General features: G+C 48.8%; 22 protein-coding genes and 1 other RNA gene. 21 read left to right on the forward strand and 2 right to left on the reverse strand.

Annotated elements, in window-relative coordinates:
* From aspS to ADS79_RS08460, 4 genes are all read left to right on the forward strand, one after another.
* Positions 1-1,791 (forward strand): aspartate--tRNA ligase, encoded by a 1,791-nt coding sequence (aspS, locus tag ADS79_RS08450; protein ID WP_049737958.1) that lies wholly within the window; start codon positions 1-3, stop codon positions 1,789-1,791.
* Between the two features lie 52 nt (positions 1,792-1,843).
* Positions 1,844-2,025: non-coding RNA, 6S RNA (ssrS, locus tag ADS79_RS34170), on the forward strand.
* A gap of 68 nt (positions 2,026-2,093) precedes the next feature.
* Entirely contained in the window at positions 2,094-2,849 is a 756-nt protein-coding gene (locus ADS79_RS08455; RefSeq protein ID WP_049737959.1) for a tRNA threonylcarbamoyladenosine dehydratase, read from the forward strand.
* A 6-nt stretch (positions 2,850-2,855) separates the two neighbouring features.
* On the forward strand, positions 2,856-4,214 hold the full coding sequence (locus ADS79_RS08460; protein WP_049737960.1) for a replication-associated recombination protein A: 1,359 nt from the start codon (positions 2,856-2,858) through the stop codon (positions 4,212-4,214).
* 16 nt (positions 4,215-4,230) lie between these two features.
* Here ADS79_RS08460 and ADS79_RS35590 read toward each other — a convergent pair whose 3' ends face one another.
* Complete coding sequence (locus ADS79_RS35590; RefSeq protein WP_162839513.1) at positions 4,231-4,404, reverse strand: hypothetical protein; 174 nt, start codon at positions 4,402-4,404, stop codon at positions 4,231-4,233.
* 104 nt (positions 4,405-4,508) lie between these two features.
* Between ADS79_RS35590 and cymR the strand changes: the two genes are divergently transcribed.
* From cymR to ADS79_RS08505, 9 genes are all read left to right on the forward strand, one after another.
* Complete coding sequence (gene cymR / locus ADS79_RS08465) at positions 4,509-4,928, forward strand: cysteine metabolism transcriptional regulator CymR (RefSeq protein WP_049737961.1); 420 nt, start codon at positions 4,509-4,511, stop codon at positions 4,926-4,928.
* A gap of 39 nt (positions 4,929-4,967) precedes the next feature.
* Positions 4,968-6,116 (forward strand): cysteine desulfurase family protein, encoded by a 1,149-nt coding sequence (locus tag ADS79_RS08470; RefSeq protein WP_049737962.1) that lies wholly within the window; start codon positions 4,968-4,970, stop codon positions 6,114-6,116.
* Positions 6,117-6,445: 329 nt separating this feature from the next.
* Positions 6,446-6,709, forward strand: coding sequence for a DUF4183 domain-containing protein (locus ADS79_RS08475; RefSeq protein ID WP_161807265.1), 264 nt, complete (start codon positions 6,446-6,448; stop codon positions 6,707-6,709).
* Positions 6,710-6,825: 116 nt separating this feature from the next.
* Positions 6,826-7,206, forward strand: coding sequence for a DUF4183 domain-containing protein (locus ADS79_RS08480; RefSeq protein ID WP_049737964.1), 381 nt, complete (start codon positions 6,826-6,828; stop codon positions 7,204-7,206).
* A 182-nt stretch (positions 7,207-7,388) separates the two neighbouring features.
* Positions 7,389-9,053, forward strand: a complete 1,665-nt coding sequence (locus tag ADS79_RS08485; protein WP_049737965.1) for a methyl-accepting chemotaxis protein — start codon at positions 7,389-7,391, stop codon at positions 9,051-9,053.
* Between the two features lie 84 nt (positions 9,054-9,137).
* Positions 9,138-11,402, forward strand: a complete 2,265-nt coding sequence (gene recD2 / locus ADS79_RS08490; RefSeq protein WP_049737966.1) for an SF1B family DNA helicase RecD2 — start codon at positions 9,138-9,140, stop codon at positions 11,400-11,402.
* A gap of 81 nt (positions 11,403-11,483) precedes the next feature.
* On the forward strand, positions 11,484-11,972 hold the full coding sequence (locus ADS79_RS08495) for a PRC-barrel domain-containing protein (protein ID WP_049737967.1): 489 nt from the start codon (positions 11,484-11,486) through the stop codon (positions 11,970-11,972).
* Between the two features lie 25 nt (positions 11,973-11,997).
* On the forward strand, positions 11,998-12,204 hold the full coding sequence (locus ADS79_RS08500; RefSeq protein WP_049737968.1) for a hypothetical protein: 207 nt from the start codon (positions 11,998-12,000) through the stop codon (positions 12,202-12,204).
* Between the two features lie 29 nt (positions 12,205-12,233).
* Complete coding sequence (locus ADS79_RS08505; protein ID WP_236699933.1) at positions 12,234-12,428, forward strand: hypothetical protein; 195 nt, start codon at positions 12,234-12,236, stop codon at positions 12,426-12,428.
* Between the two features lie 80 nt (positions 12,429-12,508).
* Here ADS79_RS08505 and ADS79_RS08510 read toward each other — a convergent pair whose 3' ends face one another.
* Complete coding sequence (locus tag ADS79_RS08510; RefSeq protein ID WP_049737970.1) at positions 12,509-13,195, reverse strand: TerC family protein; 687 nt, start codon at positions 13,193-13,195, stop codon at positions 12,509-12,511.
* A 376-nt stretch (positions 13,196-13,571) separates the two neighbouring features.
* Between ADS79_RS08510 and ADS79_RS08515 the strand changes: the two genes are divergently transcribed.
* The 8 genes from ADS79_RS08515 (at position 13,572) to udk (ending at position 21,536) form a co-directional block, all read left to right on the forward strand.
* Positions 13,572-14,636, forward strand: a complete 1,065-nt coding sequence (locus tag ADS79_RS08515) for an AI-2E family transporter (RefSeq protein ID WP_049737971.1) — start codon at positions 13,572-13,574, stop codon at positions 14,634-14,636.
* Between the two features lie 415 nt (positions 14,637-15,051).
* Positions 15,052-17,700, forward strand: a complete 2,649-nt coding sequence (alaS, locus tag ADS79_RS08525; RefSeq protein WP_049737973.1) for an alanine--tRNA ligase — start codon at positions 15,052-15,054, stop codon at positions 17,698-17,700.
* A 116-nt stretch (positions 17,701-17,816) separates the two neighbouring features.
* Positions 17,817-18,077, forward strand: a complete 261-nt coding sequence (locus tag ADS79_RS08530) for an IreB family regulatory phosphoprotein (protein WP_049738180.1) — start codon at positions 17,817-17,819, stop codon at positions 18,075-18,077.
* Positions 18,078-18,087: 10 nt separating this feature from the next.
* Positions 18,088-18,504: a Holliday junction resolvase RuvX gene (ruvX, locus tag ADS79_RS08535; protein WP_049737974.1), complete on the forward strand. Its 417-nt coding sequence runs from the start codon at positions 18,088-18,090 to the stop codon at positions 18,502-18,504.
* A gap of 6 nt (positions 18,505-18,510) precedes the next feature.
* Positions 18,511-18,801 carry a DUF1292 domain-containing protein gene (locus ADS79_RS08540; RefSeq protein WP_049737975.1) on the forward strand — a complete coding sequence of 97 codons (291 nt, stop codon included), beginning with the start codon at positions 18,511-18,513 and terminating at the stop codon, positions 18,799-18,801.
* A gap of 236 nt (positions 18,802-19,037) precedes the next feature.
* Positions 19,038-20,138 carry an endolytic transglycosylase MltG gene (gene mltG / locus ADS79_RS08545; RefSeq protein WP_049737976.1) on the forward strand — a complete coding sequence of 367 codons (1,101 nt, stop codon included), beginning with the start codon at positions 19,038-19,040 and terminating at the stop codon, positions 20,136-20,138.
* A gap of 70 nt (positions 20,139-20,208) precedes the next feature.
* On the forward strand, positions 20,209-20,847 hold the full coding sequence (locus ADS79_RS08550; RefSeq protein ID WP_049737977.1) for an O-methyltransferase: 639 nt from the start codon (positions 20,209-20,211) through the stop codon (positions 20,845-20,847).
* A gap of 47 nt (positions 20,848-20,894) precedes the next feature.
* Positions 20,895-21,536: a uridine kinase gene (gene udk / locus ADS79_RS08555; protein WP_049737978.1), complete on the forward strand. Its 642-nt coding sequence runs from the start codon at positions 20,895-20,897 to the stop codon at positions 21,534-21,536.
* The last annotated feature ends 52 nt before the right edge of the window (positions 21,537-21,588 follow it).

A 21,588-nucleotide genomic window follows, 5' to 3' on the forward strand; every position in this document is an offset into this window, starting at 1 on the left:
ATGTCTTGGCAATATCGTACCGTAGAATGCGGAAAAGTAACCAAAGAACACGTAGGACAGGAAATTGTACTGAATGGTTGGGTACAAAAGCGTCGTGACCTTGGAGGAGTTATTTTCATTGACTTCCGCGACCGTACTGGCATCGTGCAAATCGTGTTCAACCCTGAGCATGACAAAGCAGCGTGGGAGAAAGCAGACAAGGTTCGCAGTGAGTACGTTCTGGTTGTAAAAGGGAAAGTAGTAAACCGTGCGCCAGAAGCGATTAATCCGAAGCTGGTAACAGGTGAAATCGAGGTTCACATCGACGACATCCAAATCTTGAACGAAGCGAAGACTCCTCCTTTCCAAATCGAAGACGACATCGATGTAGATGAGCAGGTTCGTTTGAAATACCGCTATCTCGACCTTCGCCGTCCAGAAATGCAGCGCTCGCTGTTGCTCCGCAGCAAGGCATCTAAAGCATTCCGCGATTTCCTGGACGGGAACGACTTCGTGGAAGTAGAAACACCAATGCTGACAAAGAGCACACCTGAGGGAGCTCGTGACTATCTGGTTCCTTCCCGCGTGCATCCAGGCGAATTCTATGCACTGCCGCAATCGCCACAGCAATTCAAGCAGCTTTTGATGGTATCCGGTTTGGAGCGCTACTATCAGATCGTACGTTGCTTCCGTGACGAAGACTTGCGTGCTGACCGTCAGCCTGAATTTACCCAGGTGGACATCGAGACCTCTTTCCTGTCGATGGAAGAAATCTTGCCGATGATGGAGAAGATGGTCGCTCACGTATTCAAGCAAACACTTGGTGTGGATGTGCCAACTCCATTCCCTCGCCTGACTTACGCAGAGGCGATGGGACGCTACGGCTCTGACAAACCAGATGTGCGTTTTGGCATGGAGCTGACAGATGTTGCAGACATCGTGGCAACTAGCGATTTCAAGGTTTTTGCAAGTGTGGTAGCAGGTGGCGGACAAGTAAAAGCAATCAACGCAAAAGGCTGCGGTCACTACTCGCGTAAAGAGGCAGACGACCTGCAAAAATTTGCTGCCCGTTATGGTGCAAAGGGTCTCGCCTACATCGGCTTTAAAGATGGCGAGGTAAAAGGTCCAATCGCCAAGTTCTTTAAAGAAGAAGAGATTAACGAATTGAAAAACCGTTTGGCTGTAGAAGAAGGCGACCTGCTTCTGTTCGTTGCAGACAAACCAAAAGTAGTAGCTGACGCCCTGGGCGCGCTTCGCTCCAAGCTGGGTGCTGAGCTGGGTCTGATCGACCAAAGCAAATTCGCATTCCTGTGGGTTGTTGACTTCCCATTGCTCGAGTGGGATGAAGATGCAAAACGCTATGTAGCTCTGCACCATCCGTTCACTCGTCCAAAAGACGAAGACCTGCACCTGTTTGACACCGATCCAGGTCAAATCCGCGCGCAAGCATACGATATGGTCCTGAACGGCTACGAGCTCGGCGGGGGCTCCATGCGTATCTACAAGCGCGACGTACAAGAAAAAATGTTTGCAGCTCTTGGCTTCACTCCGGAAGAAGCGCGTGCACAGTTTGGTCACCTGCTGGATGCATTCGAATACGGTACACCACCACATGGCGGAATCGCGCTTGGTCTGGACCGCTTGATCATGCTGCTGGCTGGACGCACCAACCTGCGCGAAGTGATTGCCTTCCCGAAAACAGCAAGCGCCAGCGACCTGATGGTCAATGCACCAGATGTAGTTGCTCCAAAGCAATTGGAGGAGCTCTCTATCGCCACTACAGTAACAGAAGAAGAAAAGGTAGAAGCGTAATCGGACTTGCAGAGCTGCATTGCTCTTTGATACATTGGTAATACTTAAAGTCAAAGCCCTGCGATGTTCGTGACATCCGATAGTTTTGAGCCACAAAGTTTTTTTAGGGAGTTTTTCGTCCGTAATTGTAAAGGCATGCCTCCGGTGAGTGGACGTCTGCAACAGTTCGGCAAGGCACCCACCTGCGATGAGCAGGTTCAAAACTAAGGAGCAACACGGCATAATGGGGCTCCTTTTTTCTCTTGAATCCTACTTTTCCGATTGACAATAATTCCGTGTACGAATGAAAGGTGACTTTTGCGATGCTTCATCAATTTTCCCGTTGTGAATTGGCCTTCGGTCCCGAAGGTTTGGAAAAAATGAAAAATAGCCGCGTGGCTGTCCTTGGCGTGGGTGGAGTTGGCTCTTTTACAGTAGAAGCTCTCGCTCGTACTGGTGTCGGCAAGCTGGTTTTGGTGGACAAGGATGCCGTAGACATTACGAATATCAACCGCCAAATTCACGCAACCCTGAATACGGTTGGACAAAAAAAGGCAGAGCTGATGAAAGAACGCATCGCGTCGATTAATCCCGAGTGCGAGGTAGTCACGCTCAATATGTTTTACAATGCAGAAACGGCTGATCAGTTTTTTGCCCACGAGCTGGACTACATCGTGGATGCGATGGACACGATGTCTGCAAAGCTGCATTTGATCCAAGAAGCAAAACGACGGGGCATTCCTATTATCTCAAGCATGGGTGCAGCGAACAAAATGGACCCGACGCGCTTCGAGGTAGCGGATATTTCGCAGACAAGCTATGATCCGATTGCCAAGGTCATTCGTCGCGAGTTGCGCAAAAACGGTATTTACAAAGGTGTTAAGGTCGTTTACTCAAGAGAAATCCCTGTAACGGTGCGCTCAGATGTACGCGAGCAAATCGTTTCCAACCCGAATTCACCGATTAGTAAAGTGAGGCAGCCCCCAGCGAGTAACGCTTTTGTGCCATCTGTTGCTGGATTGATTCTGGCCAGCGTCGTGGTACGAGATTTGTTGGATTGGCAGCCAGCAAAAGGATAGTGAACCATGAGTGATCTTTTTTCGTTTGCCTACGACCAAGAGGGAGGCAGCAAACAAAAACCATTAGCTGCTCGGATGCGGCCCAAGTCCATTCAGGAGGTCATTGGCCAGTCACACATTTTAGCGCCCGGAATGCTGTTGCGCCGCGCAATTGAAGCAGATCAGGTGTCCTCTGTCATTTTTTACGGGCCTCCGGGTACTGGAAAAACGACGCTTGCAAAAGTCATCGCTCGCACTACACGAACGCATTTTTCAGAGTTAAATGCGGTAACGGCAGGGGTTGCGGACATTCGCAAGGTAGTGGACGCTGCCAAAGAAAGACTGGTCATGGACCAACAAAGAACGACCCTGTTTGTTGATGAGATTCATCGTTTTAACAAATCTCAACAGGATGCGCTTCTTCCGTATGTGGAGGAAGGAACGATCACGCTTATCGGAGCGACGACAGAAAATCCTTTTTTTGAGGTAAACCCGGCACTTTTGTCCAGATCGCAAATTTTTTCTCTCCAATCGCTCTCTCATGAGGAATTGAAGCAAGTATTGGATCGTGCCCTCACGGATGAAGAAAATGGATTAGCCGAGCTGTCTGTCACCGTTGAACCGGAAGCAGCAGAGCACCTGATCCAATATGCGGAGGGTGACGCGCGCAGATTGCTCAATGCATTGGAGCTGGCTGTGACTACGACAAGACAAGGCTCTGACGGCCGCATCACGGTAACACTGGATGTAGCGGTGGAGTCCATTCAGCGCAGAGCCGTCCGGTATGACAAGAGCGGTGATAACCACTACGACACGATCTCTGCTTTTATCAAATCCATTCGGGGATCTGATCCGGATGCCGCGCTCTATTGGTTGGCAAGAATGATTGATGCGGGTGAGGACCCACGGTTTATTTCACGCAGATTGGTCATCTCAGCTTCCGAGGATATAGGAAATGCCGATCCACAAGCCATCTCCGTGGCGATTTCGTGCTTTCAGGCAGTTGAGCTGGTAGGGATGCCTGAAGGACGAATTCCTTTGGCACAAGCAACCACCTATTTAGCTACCGCGCCGAAAAGTAACGCGGCATACAACGGTATCAATTCCGCTCTGGATCGGATTCGGACGGATGGTCACAAGCAGGTGCCGATCCATTTGCGCGATTCTGCTTACAAAGGGGCAGCCAAGCTGGGACACGGTCAGGGGTATCTGTACCCGCACAATTATCCGTATGGCTACGTGCCGCAACAGTATTTGCCTGACGGTGTAAACTATTCGTTCTACCTGCCAAAGGATCACGGCTATGAACGGCATATCCGCCGCTTCCAGGAAGAGCGCCAGAAGATGGATGGGCGAGGTTTGCCGAAGAAAAACTCCCCCGAATAATGGGGGAGCAGACAATTTAAGTACGCACATCTCCGCCTGGTTTGTTCGGCAAGTCGCCATTTTCATTTGGCTGCTTGCTTTGCTCACTGGCTCCGTAGCGGGCTTTGTGGGCAATCGTGCCAGCCGGCTGGTCGTACAAGGTAGCGGACGGGTGATTACGTCCCCGTTCACGGCGTTTGTTCGTTGCCATTATGCTTTCACCCCCCTAAGATGCTAGTGTGTCCTTGCAGCGCCAAGTCATGTAGGCTCGAAAGGGAAGTGGGTAGAACGAAATAAAGAGGAGAGTTGTTAAACGTGAAGATTTCCACGAAAGGACGTTATGGGCTGACGATCATGATGGAGTTGGCCAATCGTTGCGGAGAAGGGCCGACTTCATTGCGGAGCATCGCCCAGAGACATGAATTATCCGAGCATTATCTTGAGCAATTGATTGCACCGCTGCGTAATGCCGGTTTGGTAAAAAGTATTCGCGGAGCTTATGGTGGATATGTTTTGGCAAAGCAGCCAGAAGAAATATCTGCTGGGGACGTGATTCGGGTATTGGAAGGACCAATCAGCCCAGTTGAATTTGCCGAGGAAGAAGATCCAGCGAAACGCCACCTGTGGCTGCGCATTCGCGATAGCATTTCCGCTGTATTGGACTCCACCTCGTTGCAGGATTTGATCAGCTTCGAAGATGATGGACATGCCAATAACTACATGTTTTATATTTAACCCAGCAAGTACCTACAATGCTAGTAGAAGGTGAGACGAGTGTCTGACATGATGTATTTTGACCACGCTGCTACGACGCCTGTCCATCCCCGTGTCATCGAGGCCATGACGCCTTATTTGACACAAGTGTTCGGGAATCCATCCAGTGTACATGGTGCAGGCCGACAGGCACGCCAGGCTCTTGAGCGAGCGAGAGACCAAATTGCCGCTTTTATGGACGCTGATCCACAATCGCTTATTTTCACGAGTGGTGGGACAGAAGCAGACAATATGGCGATTATCGGCGGAGCGATGGCACAAGCGGAGCGTGGCCGGCATATTATTACTTCGCAAATCGAGCACCATGCTGTCTTGCATGCGTGTGAATATTTGGAGCGGAATGGATTTGAGGTGACCTATCTGCCCGTTGACGAGACTGGAATGGTACAGCTATCCGACCTGAAGCAAGCCGTTCGGGAAGATACGGTGCTCGTCTCGATTATGTATGGCAATAACGAAGTTGGAACGATTCAGCCGATTGAAGAAATCGGTGCATTTTTGCGGGAACGTGGCATCATTTTCCATACAGATGCTGTCCAGGCTTTTGGCGTGTTACCCGTCCAGGTAAGACAGCTTCCGGTGGACATGCTCTCGGTATCTGCCCATAAAATTAACGGTCCCAAAGGAGTAGGCGCATTATATTTGGCGAAAAAGATACCGATATCACCAATTGCGCATGGAGGCTCCCAAGAGCGAAAACGCCGGGCTGGTACGGAGAACTTGGCTGGTATCGTTGGTTTTGCTGAGGCGACAAAAGTCGTTGCCGAGGAAGCAGAAGAACGTATTTCTAAGTACAAGCAGATGAGAGCAGCAATGCTTGGTGTTTGGCAGGAGGAAGGCATCCGTTATCATGTGAACGGACATCCTGAGCAAGTGCTGCCGCATATTTTGAACGTCAGCTTTCTAGGTGTTCATACAGAAACGATGCTGATGAACCTGGATTTGGTTCAGATTGCCGCCGCGAGCGGATCGGCATGTACGTCAGGATCACTGGAGCTGTCTCACGTTCTGCAAGCGATGCATTTGGGGGATGAGATTGAGAACTCTGCTATTCGCTTTAGTTTTGGGATTACCAATACCGTGGAAGAGGCGAGGCTGGCTGCGCATTCAGTAGCCAAAATCGCACGGCGACTTGCTCGTGATCGCTAGCTTCAGCGAAAATGGAAAATAGGCCGCTTGGTTTGTCGTATATGACGAGCCAAGCGGTTTTTGCATGAAAAGCCTTCTAGCAAAAACGTGTCGCTTACCTAAGAGATGCCAAAGTGTCCTCGATAGAGGCTCATTTACTGAGAGGAAAGTAGGTAGATGTCCAAGACCGATTTCATCAATGATACATACCATACTCATATGACATCCGCTAAGGTGAGAGCATGTATAAACAAAAGGCTTCATCACTCCGTCCCCTCTTTTATGTGCCTCAGGGCTGTCCAGATATTTTTCCTGGAAATGACATAGCCCCTCCGCCGAGCCCCCTACTAATGACAGAGAACTATTTTTATTGTGCGATTGCCGATGGGGAAAAATTGATTTTCACAGATCACGACGGCTTGCCTGAATACCATTCAAGTCCGATTTTTGATCCGAGACAAGTATCGCTGATCAATCTATATATCAATGGCATGATCCAGCCACCCGTTTTATATGAGGTTTCAAAAGGATTGCTACGATTAAAAACGGCAGATGCTCCGCGAAAAGAAGTGAGCATCGTCCTTCAATTTATCCGTCTTTTCCTCCCTACATGAATCGGATCAGGTAAAAAATCCGCGAAAAATGTGTCATTTGTGAATGTCACTTGTCCAACACTCTTTCTATTCCGAACATAAGCTATACTTAAAAGACGTCGAAAGGAGGACAACACGTGGCACTTGAAATCATGAAAATAGTCGCGGATGCAACTACAACGACAACTGTAGGACCAACAGTAACCAGATTTTTTCGAAAAGCTCTCTCGCTCGTAATTGGTCCATCAACACTGACGATTAATGCAGACGATTTTTTGAAGGATGATGGGACAGCTGCTACTGAACTACCGACACTTGATGTTAGCAATAGCTACTATCAGGTATTTATAAACGGTGTTCTACAGATGCAAGGGCTTTCAACCTATACACCTGGTGGCACTGGGGTTGGGAAATTGGAAATTACGGTTCCTGCTTCGCAAAACATTGCGTTGAATACCGTCATTGTTCTGGAAATTGTCAGCTATGCACCAACCTCTACCACCATCGTTACGGGATAAAGGAACATCTGAAAATTTCGTGAAAGAACAGTCAGATTGCTGGGAAACTAGCAATCTGCTTTTATTTAAGAGTTGTTTTTCTTACTCTTTTATGGTTAATTTTGGTGGTGGGGTGAAATAGTTCCTCAGAACTAAATATAGAGAACCGATTGGTACGGTCCAGCATAAAGGGGAGGAAATACATGTTTTCCAGACGCTTCTCAATCCGGTACAAGCTTGTCTTAACGATTTTAATTCTTACGATGCTACCACTTATGATTGTGGGGTTCATCCAGTTTGAAAATGCTCGAAGCGCAGTATACAAGCTGACAGTATCTGATTTGCAATACATAACGGATATGAAAGCAAGAGAGTTGTCTGCTTATACACAGGATGTGGCCCAAGCCGATCAGAATAAACAAAAAATTGATGAAATAATCCGGGAGGTAGCTGAGCGCTATTACCAACCGAATGGGATGACTGGCTATGCTTATATTTTGGACAAGGACGGGATAGCAATATTTCATCCCGATCCAACCGTTCACAATACATCGCTTGCGCATGAAGACTTCATCCAGGAGATGCTGGCAAAGAAAAACGGCTGGATCGAATATGTGTTTCAGGATCTCACGAAGGTAACGGCCTACAAGCAGCTGCAAAATGGCTGGACACTTGCGATTGGCAGCTATCAGGACGACCTGTTGACATCCATTGAAAGCAGCCGACCGCTGATGTTTCTTCTCAACTTGATTAGTGCGATTATAGCTCTGACGTGCGGGATTTTCATCGTAAACAAGCTGGTGCGGCCGCTCAAAGAGCTGGTAACTGTCATGAAATCGGCAGAGTCCGGCAATTTGACTCCAAGAGTAGAGGTTCGATCGAGAGACGAGCTTGGCGAGCTGTCTGCCATGTACAACGAAATGATGGATGTTTTTTGTAAGATGCTAAGCGAGGTACAGCACGTCTCTCAGCAAGTGGCTGCATCGTCAGAGGAACTGACTGCGAGTGCCGCAGAAAGTGCTCGTGCTTCTGAGCAAATTTCTATCGCCTCTACTGAAATTGCCAGCGGATCTGAGCAACAGAAGCAGACAGTCGTAGAAACAACGGGTTTTCTGCAGCGAATGGGCAAAGATATCCAGCAGGTTGCATCCTCTACTGACCGAGTAAATGCTGATGCTACGCAAGCATTCGAACTGGCTCAGGAAGGAGAGGGCAAGCTGAAGGCGCTGGTGCAGGAAATGGATCAAATTGCAAAGGATGCTCATCAGACTGAGTTGGTCGTACGTGATTTAGGGGCGCAGTCTGAGCAGATCATGGGGATCATCTCGATCATTCGGCAAATTTCGGATCAGACCAATCTCCTCGCTTTAAATGCAGCGATAGAGGCTGCACGGGCAGGTGAACAAGGGAGAGGCTTCGCAGTCGTCGCTCAGGAGGTGCGCAAGCTGGCGGAGCAATCAGGGCAGGCAGCAGAGGAGATTGCCAATTTGATTCACTCCATCCACCGAGAGATTCAGGAGGCAGTAGAGGCGATTGGAACGACCACAGGCTCCGTCCAGGAGGGAAGGGACGGAGTTGCGATGGCGGGTGCAAGCTTTCAACAAATTTTGGTTGCTGTCCAGGATGTCAGCCAGCAAGTGCATCGAATGAACGAGGCGGCACGAACCATTCATCAGGATACACAGCAGCTGGTCGCCAATGCAGACTTGATATCGGAGCTCGCTGAAACCGCCGCGAATGACACGCAGGAGGTCGCCGCCGCATCTGAAGAGCAATCAGCTACGACAGAGGAAATGACAGCAGCAGCCGAAACTCTGGCCCAAATGGCAGAACGGTTGTCAGAACAAGTAAAACGCTTTACAATTTAATACGTGTGCGCAATCGTGAAATCCACTTTGACGTAAAGTGGATTTTTCTTTTCCGTGCAAGGCTCTAGTTTAGGAGGCGGAAGGATGGAGGAGCAGCAACAGTCGATCTCCTTGTTTGCCGAGACATATATTCGCGGCTTTATCGCACAAGAAATTTTTTACAATGAAGAAACGTGGTACGGAGTTATCCGTCTTAAAATAGAAGAGACTACCGAATCCATCAAAGAATCGGAAGTGGTTGTTGTCGGCAATTTCCCTCGTCCCCATCCGGACGAGCTCTATACCTTTTATGGGGAATGGAAGACACACGCGCGCTTTGGTCAGCAATATGTTGCCAGACGCTACGAAAGAGAAACCCCGAAAACATTGGGAGGGGTAGAGCGTTATTTGGCAAGTGGTCTGTTCCAGGGCATCGGAAAAAAGATGGCAAAACGAATCGTTGAGCACCTGGGGGTCGATGCGCTGACTGTGATCGCAGATTACCCAGAGCGTTTGGCGGAAATACAGGGAATTTCCGAATCGCGAGCCAAAATCATCTATGAATCGGTTATCGAGCATCGTTCGCTGGAAAGTGCGATGGTTTTTTTGTACGACTTTGGCATCGGTGTCAATATGGCCTTGCGTATTTATCAAACCTACAAGCTGGAGACCATGACCGTCCTAAAGGAAGAGCCGTATCGGCTGATCGAGGACATCGTAGGTATCGGGTTTAAGCGAGCAGATGATATTGCCCGTGCAACGGGGATTGCAGCTTCATCTGAAGAGCGGGTCAAGGCTGCTGCCTTGTTCGTTTTGCAGGAGGCCTCTTACTCAGAGGGCCATGTGTATTTGCCGGTAGAAGAGCTTTGTGATAAAACACTTCAGCTTTTAGAGGAGTGCGGGGGGCATGTGTTTGTCCGCGATGATATCCTCGCCGCTGTTGAAGCGATGTTTGTTGCCAGCAAAATCGCCTGGGAAGACGAGCGTGTTTATTTGCCCTCCCTGTTTTTTGCTGAGCTAGGGCTTGCAAAGCGGCTCCGGCACTTTTCCCAGAGGGACGCTTTTGCCTCTTTTCCAGCCTCAGAGTTTTACCGGGCGCTGGGTGCGGTCGAGGATGAACTGGCGATTACGTATGCCCAGACGCAGCGTGATGCGATTGAACAGGCAATCAAATCAGGTCTGATGCTCCTAACAGGTGGTCCAGGTACTGGGAAAACCACAGTGATTCGCGGGATTTGCCGTGTGTTTTCACAGCTCCATGGATTGTCGCTCGACCTAAAAAAGTACGATGAGGAAAATCCGTTTCCGATTTTGCTCGTTGCGCCGACAGGACGTGCTGCAAAACGCATGACCGAGACCACAGGCTTGCCGGCGATGACGATCCATCGCTTGCTGGGCTACAAAGGGGAAAGCTTTGATCATGATGCTGAGCATCCTATCCGTGGCCGTTTGCTGATTGTGGATGAGATGTCGATGGTCGATATTTGGCTTGCCAATCAGTTATTCCGGGCCGTTCCTGATGAAATGCAGATCATTATGGTAGGAGACCCGGATCAGCTTCCTTCTGTTGGGCCGGGCAACGTTTTACTCGATATGATTCGCTCTGGACTATTGCCTCTGGCACAGCTGACAGAGATTTATCGACAGGCTGAAGAATCCACCATTATCCGTCTGGCCCATGATGTACGCAAAGGGTCTGTGCCAGCAGATTTGCTACATACAACACCGGATCGGCGATTTTTCACAAGTTCGCCACAAGATGTTCCGGAAGCGGTGAAACAAATTTGCTCCGGAGCCGTAAAAAAAGGGTATACGGCAAAAGATGTACAGGTTTTAGCACCTATCTATAAAGGTAGTGCTGGAGTAAATCGGTTAAATGAAGAACTGCAGGAGCTGTTTAATCCAAAAACAGCCGGAAAGCGCGAAGTAAAATTCGGTGAAATGGCTTTTCGGAAAGGTGACAAGGTCCTGCAATTAGTAAATAATGCCGAGGAACAGGTTTTCAACGGTGATATGGGTGAGATCGCAGCTATCTTTTTCCCAAACGAAAATGCTGAGAATGAAGAGATGCTGGTCGTTGCTTTTGACAACCGGGAAGTGATGTACAAGCGTTCGAATTACCATCAGCTGACGCTTGCCTACTGCTGTTCGGTACATAAATCGCAAGGTAGCGAATTCCCGATAGTGGTCATGCCGTTTGTCAAAAGCTATTACCGGATGCTCAGACGCAAGCTGGTCTACACGGGAATTACCCGGAGCAAGTCCTTTCTGATCATGTGCGGAGAGCCTGATGCCTTCCGTGCCGCTGTAGAAACAGATGAGGAAGGCATCAGGTACAGCTATCTGGAGGAACGGCTGAAGCAGGAGTAAAGTCAGAGGATGGAACCATTTGCGCCGAATGGACAAATCCTTTTCGCCCGATACTAAAAGAGCGGAAGGGGGATGTCCCACATGCGCAAGGCAATGGATGCAGTCGGTTTGCCCGTCGTGTGCCTGCAATCAGGAGAGACGATTGGGACCGTTCGTGACATTCTTTGCGACTCCACTTGGCATGTACGAGGAGTCTTGCTGAGCGAACAGGGTTGGTTCCATTCAGGTACCTATATCCCTACCGAGCACATTCATGCTGTAGGGGAGACCTGCCTTACCGTAACGGGAAAAGACGCCATCACGCCCTTACCTCATCTCGCTGCTTCGGAACCTGTCGGCATCGTGACGGGAAAGACAAAACTAAAAGGAAAAGCGGTTCTTACCGCTTCCGGAACACTCCTGGGCAGATTGGAAGATGTTTACTTTTCTGCGAACTGGGAGAAACTTGTAGGGTACGAACTATCGAATGGCTGGTTAGCGGACGTCACTGAGGGGCGCAAACGCCTATCCGCACCGCCATCCGTCATCGTCGGGGAAGAAAACCTGATCGTGCCGGACTTTTGTTCGTAGCCAGGCGTGAAAGGGAGGATTCGTGATGCGTGTCATTTGCCCGAATTGCAGCTCCAAAGACGTAGGAAAGATTGGAACGAATCAGTACTACTGCTGGAACTGCTTCATAGAAATGAGCGTGACAAACGAGCAGATTGCTTCTGTCTACCAGGTAGAAGAAGACGGCTCCTTGCATTCGCTCAATGATCTGTTTATTGAAGATCAAACGGTTTCCGCTCAATTAAACATGTAAGACGTGTGAGCGGCAAAAAACAATCGGAGGTGGCACGCTTGTTCATTCGAAGCCTGTTGCGCGTTCTTGCCACAAGTGGAATTGTGGCTGTCATCGGTTATCTGATGGCTCCTCGCCGTCGCAGTCGGTTTTCACTGAATTGGAATCGCTTGCCGTTTTCTATGCGTGACGTACGACGTATGCTGAAAACGAGCCGCAAGATGATGCGTGCTGTTACTCGTTAATTGGTAAAATGCCCCGCTTGGCGGAACATAAATAAACGCCCGAACGTATGATAGTTCGGGCGATTTTTTTTTCGGTTTGCTTACGATTGTTCGGCGAGTCGTTTTTGCTCTCGGCTTTTCATTCGACCGATTAATAGGACTCCAACGACTACGGCAACGATGAACAGCCATTTCACCCAAGGATAAGCAGTAAAGAATGGAACCAAGAATTTCTCTGTCGTTACCATGCTCGCAGCTGTATAAGCGAGAACAGCGGAACCAATATAAATCACGACGGGGTAACGCTCCATGACCTTTAAAATCAGGGTGCTTCCCCAAACCATGATCGGAACACTGATGATCAGGCCGATGATGACTAGCAGGAAGTCACCGTGTGCAGCACCAGCTACTGCAATCACGTTATCCAGTCCCATTACTGTATCGGCTACGATAATGGTCCAAATCGCGGCACCAAGACTTCCGCTTGCCTTCATGGTGTCATGACCCTCATCTTGTACCAGCAATTTGAGTGAAATCCAGATCAGAATCAATCCACCGACCAAGAGCAGACCCGGTATTTTCAACAACCAGACAACGGCCAGGGTTGCCAAAGCACGTATTACGATCGCTCCAACGGTTCCCAAAATAATGGCCTTTTTTTGTTGGTGGGCAGGCAAGTTGCGGGCTGCCATCCCGATGACAATTGCGTTGTCACCAGCCAACACTAAATCAATGACGATAATTGCGAGTAGTGCTGACCAAAACTCAGGGGTTAACAATAGTTCCATTTCTTTTCCTCCTCCTCGTCCTTTGGAAGTGAATAATCCACTGGCCGTTTTCTTTCGATCGCCTACTTTAGTTTGTGTTAAGTGGGAAAAAGAAAACGACCTTTCCCTGGACAGGCAAAGGTCGTTAAAAACCAAAAAAGACCTTTACCTGTGTTAGGCAAAGGTCTTGCTTACAACATTAGAAAACATGTTGCCAACATAGCCGGGGACGAATCCCGTAATGACGACTATATCGCGTAAAAGCTACTCCCCTTTGGAGATATTCTCTTGTATTTCCATACTACTTCGATGTTTCTGATGTGTCAATAGGGTACATGATTTTTGTGTATGTGTGACAACCTATCCCATATGGAAACGGAAGGGAGGGGTTGTCAACATGGATGAACTACGGCGCAGTCGCCTGTTTGCAGCGGCTGTTTGGCTCATCATAGTGTTAGTCATCGGCAATCTCCTGTGGCTGCTCCGTCCCGTCGTAGCGCAGGTTTTTCTTTTTTTAGAGGAAGTAATTGTCCCTGTCTTGGTTGGTCTCGTGATTGCCTATTTGCTTCATCCGATCGTGCAGATGCTGGAAAAACGCAGGATGCCTCGCTTGATGGCGGTCCTTCTCATTTATGGATCGTTCGTGCTGGTGATAACGATTGCAGTCATCAACGCGATTCCGATATTCACGACGCAGCTGGTGGAGCTCTCTGATGATTTGCCGAGGCTGACTGAATGGTATTACAAGTGGATGAGTGAGTGGGAAGCACATAAATATTTTTTGCCGGATAGTATCTCGCATGGTGTCGATCGTGTCATCATCCAGTCCCAGGAAGGAATGTCTCATACCGTTACCAAGCTGGTTAACAATGCACGAAATTCGTTAGGCAAGGTTTTGGCTTTCGCGGTTGTTCCGTTCATCGCCTTTTATTTTTTGAAGGATATGAAGGAATTGCATCAAGCGGGGATGTTGATTGTCCCGCGGGCTTATCGCAAGCAGGTTCTTGTCGTGCTTCGTGATATTAACGAGTCACTCGGAAATTACATACATGGACAAATGATGGTCGCGCTCATCGTGGGCGTGTTCGCCTATATTGGCTATTGGTGGATCGGGATGCCGTATCCGTTTGTATTGGCTGCCTTTGTTTGCTTGACCAACATCATTCCATACATTGGACCGTTGATTGGAGCCGCCCCCGCGGTGGTCGTGGCATTGACCATTTCGACGAAGACGCTTTTGCTGGTGATTGCCGTCAATTTGATCATCCAGATTGTAGAGGGGAATATTTTGTCACCGAATATCGTCGGGCGATCGCTGCATCTGCATCCGCTGCTCATAATTATGGCACTTCTGGCTGGGGAGGCGATCGGCGGGATTATCGGATTGATCGTTGCTGTTCCTGTCTTAGCCGTGTGCAAAGTCATTTTGGGGAGAATCGCAGTCATGATGCATGAAAGTTGACAGTGATCGCCAAAAAAATTTATAATACGAACAAAGCAATACTGGCATTGATCAATGAGGGAACGAGTACGTTGCAGACCTTTTACAGAGAGGACGCTCCACGGTTGAGAGGGCGACCAGAAGAAGTGCAGCTGAAGGCTACTCCTAAGACCGGGCAAAAACCGGCGGTTTGGCACCGTTATATGCCCTTAAAGCGACAGGCACGAGCACGGATTGGTGGTAAGCGAGCCTGTAAGCAGGGTGGTACCGCGAGACATAAAGTTCTCGTCCCTGAGGGGATGGGGGCTTTTTTTTATCGGTAGCTCAAGTGTCCACATCCGGCATCATTTCCGTAAAACCTTCCTTTCAAGCGCGGTCGCTCATCCGAGAGCAGCTACGGTAAAGGTTTTTCTATTTTTTGCAGAGGAGAATGTAGATGAAAAAGCTGACAGGTAATCAAATTCGTCAGATGTTCCTTGACTTTTTTGTAGAAAAAGGACATCGCATCGAGCCGAGTGCTCCTTTGGTTCCCATTGACGATCCATCTCTGTTGTGGATTAACAGCGGTGTGGCGACGCTCAAAAAGTATTTTGACGGCCGCATTATCCCGGATAACCCGCGTATCACCAACTCGCAAAAGTCAATCCGCACCAACGATATTGAAAACGTGGGACGTACCGCTCGTCACCATACGTTTTTCGAAATGCTCGGCAATTTCTCTATCGGGGAGTATTTCAAAGAAGAAGCAATTGAATGGGCATGGGAATTTTTGACCAGTCCAAAATGGATGGCCTTTGATCCTGAGCTTCTCTCGGTTACAATCCATCCCGAAGATGAAGAGGCTTTTGAGCTGTGGAGCAAAAAAATTGGTGTTCTGGAAGAGCGAATCATCCGTTTGGAAGGAAACTTCTGGGATATTGGGGAAGGCCCAAGCGGTCCAAACACAGAAATTTTCTATGATCGCGGCGAGTCCTTCGGCAACGATCCGAATGATCCAGAGCTGTATCCGGGCGGCGAGAACGAGCGCTATCTGGAAGTATGGAACCTGGTATTCTCCCAGTTCAACCACAACCCGGACGGTACCTACACTCCACTACCGAAGAAGAATATTGATACCGGTATGGGTCTGGAGCGCATGGCTTCGATCATCCAAGGTGTGGACAACAACTTCGAAACCGATTTGCTGTTCCCGCTGATCGAAAAGACAAGCGAGATCTCTGGCGTGAAATACAAAGAAAGCGCGGATATGGACGTTGCGCTGAAAGTAATCGCTGACCATGCGCGTACAGTAGCCTTTGCTATTGGTGACGGTGCATTGCCTTCTAATGAAGGCCGCGGCTATGTCATCCGCCGTTTGCTTCGCCGTGCTGTTCGCATGGGCAAAAAGCTGGGCGTGGAAAAGCCATTCCTGTACAGCTTGACTGAAACAGTTGGCACCATGATGGGTGAATTCTACCCAGAGGTTGTACAAAAACGGGTATTTATTGAAAAGGTAATCCGTGCCGAGGAAGAACGTTTCCACGAAACGCTGAACGATGGTCTGACGATTCTCGCTGATATGGTCAAGGCAGCAAAGGAAAACGGCCACACTCAGCTGTCTGGACAAGACGTTTTCAAAATGTATGATACGTATGGATTCCCTGTTGATTTGACGGAAGACTTTGCGGCTGAGCAAGGACTGGCTGTTGACCGCGATGGTTTTGACCAGGCGATGGAAGAGCAGCGTGAGCGTGCCCGTGCAGCTCGTCAAGATGTGGACAGTATGCAAATCCAGGGTGGACCATTATCCGATTTGACGGTTACGAGCCAATTTGTTGGTTATAATGAATTGGTAGCAACAGGAAAAGTGGAAGCAATCATTTTTGACAACCAGCTGACAGAGGAAGCCGAAGAAGGACAGACGGTTCAAGTGATTCTGGACCAAACGCCATTCTATGCCGAGAGCGGTGGACAGATCAACGACGAAGGCTATCTGATCTCCGATTCTGTCAAAGCTCGTGTGATGGATGTACAAAAAGGACCTAAGGGTCAAAATGTACATTCCGTGCTTGTAGAAGCAGGTACGCTTCGCAAGGGTGAGGAAATACGTGCAGAAGTAAACCGTGAATCCCGCCTTGCTATCACGAAAAACCATACAGCAACTCACCTTTTGCATCAGGCACTAAAGGATGTACTGGGAACGCATGTAAATCAGGCAGGCTCTTTGGTATCTCCTGAACGTCTGCGCTTTGACTTCACACACATCAGTGCGATTACGGCAGAAGAGCTGGAACGTATCGAAGCGATTGTGAATGAAAAAGTGTGGGAAAACCTGGCTGTCGAAATTTCCAACAAAGCATTGGCTGAAGCAAAAGCGATGGGCGCAATGGCTTTGTTCGGTGAAAAATACGGCGATGTTGTTCGTGTCGTAAAAGTTGGCGACTACAGCCTGGAGCTTTGCGGTGGCTGCCATGTAAGCAACACAGCCGAGATCGGCTTGTTCAAGCTCGTGAGCGAAAGTGGTATCGGTGCTGGTACACGCCGTATCGAGGCTGTAACAGGAAAAGGAGCGTACCAATTCCTGAACCAGCAATTCACTACGCTGAAGGAAGTAGCGCAAGCGCTAAAAGCCCCAGTGCTAGCAGAAGCGCCTGCTCGTGTAGAAGGTCTCCAGCAACAATTGAAGGAATTAGGCCGTGAAAACGAGTCTCTGCGTGCGAAGCTAGGCAATATCGAAGCAGCTTCTCTGACTGATCAGCTGCAGCAGGTAGATGGCATGAACGTGCTCGCAGCCCGCGTCTCTGCAGTAGATATGGACAACCTGCGCGGCATGGTGGACGAGCTGAAAAACAAGCTTGGCTCCGCTGTCATCGTTCTTGGTGCTGTAGATGGCGACAAGGTAAACCTGGTAGCTGGTGTAACCAAAGACCTGATGGATCAAGGAATTCATGCAGGTAAAATCATCAAGGATGTAGCAACCCGTTGCGGCGGGGGCGGTGGAGGCCGTCCTGACATGGCGCAGGCTGGTGGTAAAGACCCATCCAAGCTGCAAGAAGCATTGGATGCGGTAGCAGATTTGGTGAAGAGTCAGGCTGTTGCAAAATAGTGTTTCCTCGTGAGAATTTTGCAAGATTGACAGGAAAGAGTCGACCTTAGTCGAATACAGTTTGTAACGAGCAACTTTTTTCTTACGCGTTTACAAAGGAAATCGAGGTGTTGATTGTGAGTTCGTTGGATAATACCATGAAATTCACGGTGCCCAAGGAAGCGAATGCGGAGGATGTGCAAGAGACGTTGACAGAGGTGTACAAGGCCCTGCAGGAAAAAGGATACAACCCGATCACCCAGATCGTAGGTTATTTGCTTTCTGGCGACCCGGCGTTTATCCCACGCCACAACAACGCACGCAGCCTGATTGGCAAATTGGAACGGGACAAAATCATAGAAGAGTTGGTGACCGTTTACTTGTCCGAGCGCAAGTAGACCCGATGACATGACACGACTTTTAGGATTGGATGTTGGCGACAAGACGATTGGGGTTGCAGTTAGCGATGAGCTGGGATGGACAGCCCAAGGGGTAGAAACCATCAAAAGGCAGTCCAAGGAAAAGGATCTTGCCCGCCTGAAAGAATTAATTGCCCAGTACCAGGTGGGGGCAGTCGTAGTAGGCTTGCCGAAAAACATGAATGGCACAATCGGCCCGAGGGCTGAGTTGTGCCAGGCATTCGGCAAATTTTTGGAGGAACGCACATCTCTTCCTGTCCACATGTGGGACGAACGATTGACGACGATGGCAGCCGAACGGATGTTGATCTCCGCGGATGTCAGTCGTCAAAAAAGAAAGACAGTTATAGACAAAATGGCGGCCACGTTAATCCTGCAAGGATACTTGGACGCGAAATCGAGGTGACCCATAGTGAGTGAAGAGATGACTACTGAATTTGAAGTGGGCGATGTGATTGCCCTGACAGAAGAAGGTACAGAAGACCCGCGTGACTTCCGTATCATGTACATTTTTGATATTGAGGATCGCAGTTACCTGGTACTGGTTCCCGTTGATCAGGAAGAAGAGGAAGAGTACGAGGTACACTTCCTGCGTTATGACGGTACAGATATGCTGATGCCAATCGAAGACGACGAAGAGTGGGAGCAAGTTGAAGCCACTTTTGAAACGTTGATTGCCGATTTGGAAAAAGACGATATCTAATAGCTACAGCAGGAAAAGAGGACTTTCTGACAGAAGGTCCTCTTTTTTGTTTGAACGGTTTTTTTGATAGAAATGGAAATTGATCCATCCAGATCAATTATCACCTCATTTATGCTGGAAAAAAACGCTAGGATTCGCTTGGATTCGGCAGAATATCCTATACAGTGACAGCAAGAGACACCTCTTGTATAATGAATACGATGGAGAGAAGAGACCCTAAAGGGAGGATTTCTAGCTTGAAACCTAAGTCACAGTTGCCTGATTTTGAGGCGGTACGACCAGTTGTGAGACGGCGTAGACGAGGCGGACGAGTCCTGTTATGGATCATAGCCTTTTTCTTGCTGATCATTCTGGCTGCAGGGGGAGTAGGCTGGTATGTTTATCAGCAATTACAGCCGGTAGCAGGCAGTCCTACAACGAAAAATGTTACAATCCCGTCAGGTTCATCAGTGAGGGACATTGGTCGACTATTGGAAGAACAAGCCCTTATACGAAATGCTGACATGTTCAACTACTATGTAAAGTATAAAGGCGTTGCCCCACAGCTAAAAGCAGGTGAATACGAGTTTACGACGGGACAAACCCTCGATGACTTGCTAGCAGCTATGACGGAAGGGAAAACGGTCAACAATGCAGAGAGATTTACCGTCCCGGAAGGCTGGAATGTGGAGCAGATTGCCGATCATCTTGCAAAAGAAGGGATCGTAGAAAAAGACGCCTTTTTGAAAGAAGTAAACGAAGGTGTGTTTCCGGAGTTTCCTTTTGTCACTGCGATTCCTAAATCAGCAGAACGGAAAAATCGTTTAGAGGGTTATTTATTTCCTGAGACATACGAGGTCAAAAAAGGGGCAACCGCCCATGAAGTCGTTTCTCGTATGTTGGCTCAATTCCAACAGGAATGGAAGCCGGAGTGGAACGAACAATTGAAAAAGCATGATTTGACGCAGGATGAAGCCATTAATTTGGCATCAATCGTAGAGCGGGAAGTTACCGTGGATAAGGAGCGTCCAACTGTCGCAGGTGTCTATTTCAACCGCATCCGGGAGAAATGGCCGCTGCAGGCAGACGCTACCGTTCAGTTCATTCTGGGCAAGCAGCGGGATCGCCTAACCTATGATGACTTGAAGGTAAAGAGCCCCTATAACACGTACACCAATCCGGGTCTGCCACCTGGGCCGATTGCCAATCCGGGGAGATTGTCCATAGAGGCCGTTGTCAATCCGGAGCAGCATGACTACTTTTTCTATGTGACGAAAAAAGATGGGACATCGGAGCATTACTTCTCGAAAACGTTACAGGAGCATAATGCGAATAAGGCAAAAAGCAGAGGAAACTAACCATGTTTCCTCTGTTTTTTTTATTCAGGTATGCTATAATTATGCGGTTGTAAAGTAGAGGAGTGAAAGCATGATTACCAATCCGGCGATAGATGATTATGTGTCCGGCCTGGTTCCCGAACGATCCCCGCTATTGATGCGTTTGGAGAAGGAGGCTGCGGAAGAAAATATTCCCATTGTTCAGCTCGCGTCTGCCCAAGTGATGCGGATGCTGCTTTTACTTCATTGCCCGAAGGCCATCCTCGAAGTGGGAACAGCGATTGGCTATTCGACAATCTGGCTTGCAGAAGCAGCCCCAGATGCGCGGATTGTAACCATGGATATTGACGAGGACAGACTCACTCGTGCGCGAGCAAACATCGCAGAGGCAGGCTGTGCTGATCGCATTGAAATCTTGTCGCATGATGCAACGCTGGGACTTCCGGATTCGTATCAGTTTGATTGTCTGTTTATCGATGCCGCCAAAGGGCAGTATCGCACGTTTCTCGATCGATATTTGCCGTTATTGCGGGACGGCGGTCTCGTGATCAGCGATAATATTTTATTCCGTGGCCTGGTAGCGACACCAGACGAAGCTGGAAAACGCCAGCGACCTATGGTGGACAAGCTGCTTGCTTATAATACACACTTGAGTGAACGTCCAGATATGGAGACAACCTTTATTCCAGTTGGTGATGGCCTCGCCGTCAGCCTCAAGAAACGCATATAGGGTACAGGAAATCAGCTTTGAGGATTGCGTGAAGGGAGACATGAAGCATGGGTAACCCCGTACTGATAGGGGTAGCAGGAGGCAGTGGATCGGGTAAGACCACTGTAGCAAAGGAGCTTTTTCGTCAGTTCCAGAATGATAGCGTAACCATGATTGAACAGGACTCTTACTATAAGGATCAAAGTCACATGAGTGCGGACGAGCGTGCACTTACCAATTATGATCACCCGTTTGCATTTGATAACGATCTGTTGCTGACTCATCTGCAGGAGCTGCTTGCAGGCAAGGCGATCGAAAAACCGATCTATGACTTCAAGCTGCATAATCGCAAGCAGGAAAAAGTGCAGGTAGCCCCAACGGATGTCATTATTTTAGAGGGCATGCTGATTCTTGAGGACACTCGTATTCGCGATTTGATGGATATTAAAGTGTTTGTTGATACGGACGCAGACGTGCGAATTATTCGCCGGATCGCTCGCGATATTGAAGAACGCGGTCGCTCGCTTGATTCCGTTGTAAATCAGTACCTCAATGTAGTGCGTCCTATGCACTTACAGTTTATCGAGCCAACGAAGCGATATGCAGACGTCATTATTCCAGAAGGTGGGTACAATCGGGTTGCGCTTGATTTGTTGTCCACCAAAATCGGCAATATTCTTCTGGAAAAACAGCAACTTGCTCAATCATAATCGAAGCAAACACGCCATCCACAAGGCGTGTTTTTTGTTTGTGCCCTGTTTC

It is taken from the genome of Brevibacillus reuszeri (assembly GCF_001187725.1).
GTDB classification, from domain to species: domain Bacteria; phylum Bacillota; class Bacilli; order Brevibacillales; family Brevibacillaceae; genus Brevibacillus; species Brevibacillus reuszeri.